Genomic DNA, 7,036 nt, shown 5'->3' with positions numbered 1-7,036 from the left:
CACGTCGTCCCGCTGATCTGCTGGCTGCGCTGGATCTCTGACCAGCGCGGTCACAGCAAAGCAGTACTTCCCGACCCTTGGTCGACCCTCGCGCTGACGGGTCGACCACCGGGAAGGGAGATCAGGCAGCGCAGTCCATGCATACGAGCTGTCCGTTGGCATCACTGGCCAGGCGGCTGCGGTGATGAACCAGGAAGCAGCTCGAACACGTGAACTCGTCTGCCTGCTTCGGAACAACTCGAACCGAGAGTTCCTCGCCGGAAAGGTCGGCACCCGGCAGCTCGAAGGACTCCGCGGTGTCCGTCTCGTCGATGTCGACGACGGCTGACTGCGCTTCGTTGCGTCGCGCCTTCAGCTCCTCGAGCGAGTCCTCCGAAACCTCGTCGGACTCTGTACGCCTCGGTGCGTCGTAGTCAGTTGCCATCTCGTCTACCCCATCCTCTTCGTGTATCCCGGTCCCGTGTGCGCCGAGAATCCGGTAGATCCTTGATGCGCATGGAAACCGCCGTGGCATCCAGATCATTCCCTGTCGCTGCATAACGCTGCAGGACTGGAATTAGTGCCCGGAAGTTCCTTCCGAGAACGTGATCTGCGCCTCATTTGGTTGTCATTTCGGCGTCCGGCCGATGCCCAGTTGAACGACCTGGGCCGCCAGACAGTAGCCGACGTGAGCACGAAAGTAGTAACCGAATCGGAAATTTCCGAAAAATGACTGCGAATTGTCACCAAGGCAAGAGCAAGCTGTGACCTTTCCACGATGTTTTCGGGCCGAATCCGGGTAGAAACAGGCCGGTAATCGGCCAACTGCCGTTTCTCAATCGACAAGGACTCGACGCGTCGAGCCTCGCTTCGGCTGTCTCGTCACACAGGCCCTCTAAGGTAGGCACCGAACGTCATGCCGGCGCCGCTCGGCCCGATGGCGAAGTAGAAGTTTCGTCAAGAAAGTCGAGGGATACCGTGGTTTCTCTGATCACCGAAGGCAGCTCTACCGATGACCAGGGACGTCCGTTCCGCCGTCGGCGCGCGTGGCCGGTGATCGCCGTGTTCGCGGTACTCGCATTGATCGGCAGTGTCTTGTGGGTCCGCATCCTGAGCGCCGAGGCGGAAGTCAGTGACACCGTCGCCTGCAACCTGCCGCAACCTTCGTCCGATCCTTCGGCAGCGGCGCCACTACCGCTGGGAACCGTCGTCGACCGCTCGAAGCTGCTCGACGTGGATCCCGCTCCCCTCGCCGCCACCAAGGTTCGTGTGTTCAACGCCAACGGTGAACACGGCCAGGCGGCCCAGGTGGCAGCGCAACTGAGCGAGTTCGGTTTCTCCAGCGCGCCGGACGTCCAGGTCGGAAACGACCCCGTCTACGTCGACCAGAACATGGAGTGCCAGGGTCAGATCCGATTCGGAGCGAACGGCCTTGCCGCCGCCAGTTCCGTCTGGCTGGTCGCCCCCTGCGCCGAACTGGTCCAGGACGGCCGCGGCGACGACACCGTCGACCTGGCTCTCGGCACGTACAACAAGGGCGCCCTGACCCCCAACACCGACGCCACCGCGATCTTGCATGCTCTGGCCGAGCAGCCCGCAAACGCCGAAGTCGCCCCCATGGACATCGCACTACTCAAAGCAGCGCGCACGGCGCGCTGCTGACAAGCCTCAGCTCGGAATCGGCTGATCTGCGCCGGTAGCTCCGAGCATGTGCGCGAACTGCTCGGCGATCGCCGGAGCGACCGCGTAAACGACATCGCCGTCGGCCGACGTGGAATTTGGCGCCGGGACGTTGATCACGGCGCCCGCTTCGGAAGCGATCAAGGAGCCGGCTGCCCAGTCCCACGGACTCAGTCCGTGTTCGAAGTGAGCGTCGACCCGGCCGGTGGCAACCATGCACAGATCCAACGCAGCCGAACCGATGCGTCGGATGTCGCGGACCTGCGGCAGGATCTGCCCGATCAACGTGCCCTGCACCTTCCGGCGATCCGCTCCGTAACCGAAGCCGGTGGCCAACAGCGCCATTGACAGCTCGGTCACCTCATTGGCTTGCAGGTCGCTGACGACGCCGTCGGCCGTGGTCATGGTTGCACCGCCGCCCCGATGCGCGGCGTACGTGGTTTCCAACGACACGTCGACGACAGCCCCGGCTACCGAGACCCCGTCGATCTGTACGGCTACCGAGATGGCGAACGCGGGGATTCCGTAGAGAAAATTCACCGTGCCGTCGATGGGATCGACAACCCATCGAACTCCCGCGGAATCGTCGGTGTCTCCGCCACCTTCCTCACCCAGGATCGAATCTGCAGGCCGCCATTGCGCCAGAAGGTCGCGAATCACCTGTTCGGTTTCGGTATCGACCACCGTGACGGGATCGGTGGGCGTGCTCTTCGCCGCAACCGAACCACCCTCGGCGGCACCGGAACCCACCAGGCCGAATACCTCGGGCCGACGCAAGCGGACGTGTTCGGCTGCGCGTTCGGCGACGGCTACGGCTACTTCCCGCAACTGTGCGGGGTCCAGAGAATCGGCGGAAAAGTCGGGCAACGTTCTTTCTGAAGGGCGCACCGGACCATCGCAACACATCTCTACCGAGGGGCACCACTCGAACGTCTCGAGGCGGGCGGTTCGAGAGGACGCGCCCGGGTCCTTGTTCGGGTTAGTGTTTGCAACGGTAGATCGTGACCTCGAATTCGACACTCAGGAGCGCAGGACGATGACAACCACAGGTTTCGGGATCGACGTCGGCGGTAGCGGCGTCAAGGGCGGCACGATCGACCTGAGCACCGGGGAAATGATCGGTGAACGCATCAAGATCCTGACCCCGCAGCCGTCCACACCCGATGCGATCGCGGGCACTGTCGCCGAGATCGTCGAGCAGGCCAAGTGGACCGGTCCGGTCGGCATCACCTTGCCCGCTGTCGTGACCGGCGGCGTCGCGCGCAGCGCCGCGAACATCGACAAGTCCTGGATCGACACCGACGCCGCCGCGCTCTTCGGCAAGGCCCTGGGCGGGCGCGAAGTCACCGTCCTCAACGACGCCGACGCTGCCGGAATCGCCGAGGACTCGTTCGGAGCGGGCAAGGACACCTCCGGCGTCGTGATCTTGTTGACCTTCGGCACCGGAATCGGATCTGCCGTGTTGCACAACGGAGTTCTGTTGCCCAACACCGAGTTCGGCCACCTCGAGGTCGACGGCAAGGAAGCCGAGCATCGAGCGGCGTCGTCGGTGAAGGAAAAGAAGGACTGGAGCTACAAGGAGTGGGCGGTCGAGGTCTCCCGAGTTCTGACCACCTTCGAGAACCTGCTGTGGCCTGATCTCTTCATCGCCGGAGGCGGAATCAGCCGCAAGCACGAGAAGTGGATTCCGCACCTGACCAACCGCACGAAGGTCGTCCCCGCCACCCTCCTCAACACCGCGGGAATCGCCGGAGCTGCGCTCGCATCGGTCGGACTGACCAGGCCGGCCCCCGTCGCCGGATGAGAAAACCCGCACGTGAAAAGCGGAAAATCTACCTGTTACGGCCCGCCGTGACGTAAGAGTTTCCTGAGAGTCGTTACAATGGTGAAGTCCGGCTGCGCGCCGGCCAACAACCATTGACCTCTCCGCCGGATCACCACTCTGGCGTGACGCCGCACGACACCGTCACGAAAGGGCGTACGTGGCAGCCACCGATACACGTCAGACTGCTGATTCTCCATCAGAGTCAGAGCCACAATCTCCAGCCGTGGAGGCGGCCACCGTCACCGCTCCGGCAGCCAAGAAGGCTCCGGCGAAAAAGGCCCCCGCCAAGAAGGCAGCAGCAAAGAAGGCTCCGGCCAAGAAAGCTCCGGCCAAGAAGGCAGCAGCTAAGAAGGCCAGCCCCAAGAAGGCCGGCGATCCTGACGCCGAAGACGGCGATGTCGAGTTGGAAGACATCGACATCACGGACGGCGACCTTGCCGAGGTCGAGTCCGATGTCGTCGAGGTCGTAGCAGTCGGCGAAGACGAAGAGACCGCTGCAGAGCCGTCCGAGAAGGACAAGGCTTCCGGCGACTTCGTCTGGGACGAGGAAGAGTCCGAGGCTCTCCGCCAGGCACGCAAGGATGCCGAACTGACGGCGTCCGCCGACTCGGTTCGCGCCTACCTCAAGCAGATCGGCAAGGTCGCACTCCTCAACGCCGAAGAGGAAGTCGAACTGGCCAAGCGCATCGAGGCCGGCCTCTACGCCGTGCAGATCATGCAGGACCTCGCTGACAAGGGCGAGAAGTTGCCTGCGGCTCAGCGACGCGACATGAGCTGGATCTGCCGCGACGGCAACCGCGCCAAGAACCACCTCCTCGAGGCCAACCTCCGCCTGGTCGTCTCGCTGGCCAAGCGCTACACGGGCCGCGGCATGGCGTTCCTGGACCTCATCCAGGAAGGCAACCTCGGTCTGATCCGTGCAGTCGAGAAGTTCGACTACACCAAGGGTTACAAGTTCTCGACCTACGCCACGTGGTGGATCCGTCAGGCCATCACCCGCGCAATGGCCGACCAGGCTCGCACCATCCGTATCCCGGTGCACATGGTCGAGGTCATCAACAAGCTCGGCCGTATCCAGCGTGAGCTGCTCCAGGACCTGGGCCGTGAGCCCACGCCGGAAGAGCTCGCCAAGGAAATGGACATCACGCCGGAGAAGGTGCTGGAAATCCAGCAGTACGCGCGTGAGCCGATCTCTCTCGACCAGACCATCGGCGACGAGGGCGACAGCCAGCTCGGTGACTTCATCGAGGACTCCGAAGCTGTTGTCGCAGTCGATGCCGTCTCGTTCACCTTGCTGCAGGATCAGCTGCAGTCGGTACTCGAGACGCTGTCCGAGCGCGAAGCCGGCGTGGTTCGCCTCCGCTTCGGTCTCACCGACGGTCAGCCGAGGACTTTAGACGAAATCGGACAGGTCTACGGCGTCACGCGTGAGCGTATCCGCCAGATCGAATCGAAGACGATGTCGAAGCTGCGCCACCCGTCGCGTTCGCAGGTTCTGCGCGACTACCTCGACTAGTCACACCAGCTATGCACACAAGAGCCGCTCTCCGGATCTCCGGAGAGCGGCTCTTGTGCGTTTGCCGCCTCAGACCAAGAGTGTGTCCCGGAGTTGTGCGACATCGTCCTCGCTCAACTGAAGGCCGTCCCGGACGTAGTTGTCGAAGTTGCCGTACACCCGATCCACCGTGGCGAAAGACGTGTCCAGCCAAGACTGTTCGACGCCGTCGATGAACGCGCTCCCCGTGCGGGGTCCGGTGAGGTACTGATTGCTGAGCATGTAATCGGCGTTCACGTCGGTGCGACTCACGCCGAGGACGGTCAGGAGAACTGCGGTCATCCAACCGGTACGGTCCTTGCCCGCCGAGCAGTGGTAGAGGACTGCACCGTCGGTGTTCGCGACGTTCACCAGCGCGTCGTGGAATGCGCGGCTCGCCCCCGGATCGGTCACCATCAACGCGTACATCGTCGGCATGTCCACCAGCGCCGGGAGGTTGGCGGGGTTGGTTCCGATGACGTCGAACCAGTTGCTTCGCGCCCCGTTCGGAAGGCGATCCTGCGAGAGCGTTCGTTCGACGACCGTACGGAAGTCGTCGACCGATTCCACTCCGCGTTCGCTCAACGACGCGAGATCCGACGGTGTCAGCTTGTCGAGGGCATTCGAGCGAAATACCTTCCCCCACCGAACGGTCTGCCCGTCCGCGGCGTCGTAGCCACCGATGTCACGCGCGTTCGACGCACCCTCGAGGTGCAGCGATCGATCCGCGGCAACCTGCGCAGCTGTGGGTCCGGCGTGGTCGAGAGCGGGAATTCCACCGGCGAGCGCCGGGACCGGTGCACACGAGATGATCAGCGCACACAGAGCGGTCGCGGCGGGACGGGCGATTCTGTTCGACATCCGGACAGAATAGGACCGCAATCAGGACTTCGTACGAACCTTGATGTACAACGAGGCGACCGGTTCGATAACTCTTGCCGCCACCGGGCCGATGACCGCCATCAGGAGCACGTAAGCAGTTGCCAATGCGGCAAGTTCGGCGTCGACGGCGCCTGCGGACACCGCGAGGCCGGCGATGATGATGGAGAACTCACCGCGGGCGATCAGAGCGGCACCGGCGCGCGCCTGACCCATTCGCGCGACACCCTGACGCCTGGCCGCCCAGGCGCCGGTTACCAGCTTCGTGATCGCCGTGACCACTGCCAGGATCGCGGCCCATCCGAGGACTGGCGGAATGGAACTGGGATCGGTGTTGAGACCGAAGACCACGAAGAACATTGCGGCGAACAGATCTCGAAGGGGCTCGAGCACGCGACTGGCATTGTGCGCCGTCGACCCCGAGATCGCGATTCCGAGGAGGAATGCGCCCACAGCCGCCGACACCTGCATCGCCGAACTGATGCCGGCGACCAACAGTGCGGCACCGAGCAGCTTGAGCAGGAGCGTCTCACTGTCGGGACTGTCGAGGAGGGCAGAGACGTACCGTCCGTATCGGAGGGCCACGACAAGAACCACGGTGATGACCAACAACGAGATCCCGACCGCTTCGAGCCCGCCCATGAAGCTCACGCCCGCGAGCATCGCGGTCAGAATCGGCAGGTACAGCGCCATCGCCAGGTCTTCGAACACCAGAATCGAAAGCACGACCGGTGTCTCGCGGTTACCGAGGCGCCCCAGGTCGCTGAGCACCTTGGCGATGATTCCCGAAGACGAGATGTAGGTGACGCCGGCCATGACCGTCGCCCCCACGACGCCCCAACCGAGCATCAAGCCGACAACCGCGCCAGGGGTGGCGTTGAGGACGATGTCGACGATGCCGGCTACCCGCGAGCGTTTGAGACCGGTGACGAGCTCGGCCGCAGTGTATTCGAGCCCCAACAGCAGCAAGAGCAGGACGATCCCGATCTCACTTGCCAGATGGGAGAACTCGCCGATGTCGCCGAGCTGGATGAAACCGCCCTGTCCGAAGCACAGGCCGCCGATCAGGTAGAACGGGATCGGCGACATGCCGACGCGAGCAGCGAGCCGTCCGAGCAGTCCGAGCGCGAAGAAGACCG

General features: G+C 63.7%; 7 protein-coding genes. 3 read left to right on the top strand and 4 right to left on the bottom strand.

All coding sequences use genetic code 11. The features are described 5' to 3' along the window. Positions 1-121: 121 nt before the first annotated feature. Positions 122-424 (bottom strand): DUF4193 domain-containing protein, encoded by a 303-nt coding sequence (locus A2J01_RS13420; protein ID WP_003942593.1) that lies wholly within the window; start codon positions 422-424, stop codon positions 122-124. A 533-nt stretch (positions 425-957) separates the two neighbouring features. Here A2J01_RS13420 and cei point away from each other — a divergent pair. Then, positions 958-1,641 carry an envelope integrity protein Cei gene (cei, locus tag A2J01_RS13415; RefSeq protein WP_003942618.1) on the top strand — a complete coding sequence of 228 codons (684 nt, stop codon included), beginning with the start codon at positions 958-960 and terminating at the stop codon, positions 1,639-1,641. Positions 1,642-1,647: 6 nt separating this feature from the next. On the opposite strand, the gene A2J01_RS13410 is transcribed toward cei, so the two are convergent. Continuing rightward, positions 1,648-2,526, bottom strand: coding sequence for an inositol monophosphatase family protein (locus tag A2J01_RS13410; protein WP_064112880.1), 879 nt, complete (start codon positions 2,524-2,526; stop codon positions 1,648-1,650). 169 nt (positions 2,527-2,695) lie between these two features. Between A2J01_RS13410 and ppgK the strand changes: the two genes are divergently transcribed. Both ppgK and A2J01_RS13400 read left to right on the top strand, forming a co-directional pair. Next, a complete protein-coding gene (gene ppgK, locus A2J01_RS13405; RefSeq protein WP_064112879.1) occupies positions 2,696-3,463 on the top strand; it encodes a polyphosphate--glucose phosphotransferase in 768 nt (255 codons plus the stop codon). Positions 3,464-3,575: 112 nt separating this feature from the next. Continuing rightward, positions 3,576-5,000 (top strand): RNA polymerase sigma factor, encoded by a 1,425-nt coding sequence (locus A2J01_RS13400; RefSeq protein WP_370333980.1) that lies wholly within the window; start codon positions 3,576-3,578, stop codon positions 4,998-5,000. 69 nt (positions 5,001-5,069) lie between these two features. Here the strand turns inward: A2J01_RS13400 and A2J01_RS13395 are convergent, their stop codons facing one another. Together A2J01_RS13395 and A2J01_RS13390 are read right to left on the bottom strand one after the other, a co-directional pair. Beyond that, positions 5,070-5,879, bottom strand: a complete 810-nt coding sequence (locus A2J01_RS13395) for a tyrosine-protein phosphatase (protein WP_042449914.1) — start codon at positions 5,877-5,879, stop codon at positions 5,070-5,072. Between the two features lie 21 nt (positions 5,880-5,900). Continuing rightward, positions 5,901-7,036 (bottom strand): cation:proton antiporter (locus A2J01_RS13390; RefSeq protein ID WP_064112878.1); only part of this gene is annotated, 1,136 nt, incomplete at its 5' end.

It is taken from the genome of Rhodococcus sp. EPR-134 (genome assembly GCF_001647205.1).
In the GTDB taxonomy this organism is placed as follows: domain Bacteria; phylum Actinomycetota; class Actinomycetes; order Mycobacteriales; family Mycobacteriaceae; genus Rhodococcus_F; species Rhodococcus_F qingshengii.
This window is presented reverse-complemented; position numbering and strand designations above follow the sequence as displayed.

Coding starts and splice junctions, on each gene's coding strand:
- ppgK (WP_064112879.1), top strand. CDS start 2,696: ATGACAACCACAGGTTTCGGGATCGACGTCGGCGGTAGCGGCGTCAAG.
- A2J01_RS13395 (WP_042449914.1), bottom strand. CDS start 5,879: ATGTCGAACAGAATCGCCCGTCCCGCCGCGACCGCTCTGTGTGCGCTG.
- A2J01_RS13420 (WP_003942593.1), bottom strand. CDS start 424: ATGGCAACTGACTACGACGCACCGAGGCGTACAGAGTCCGACGAGGTT.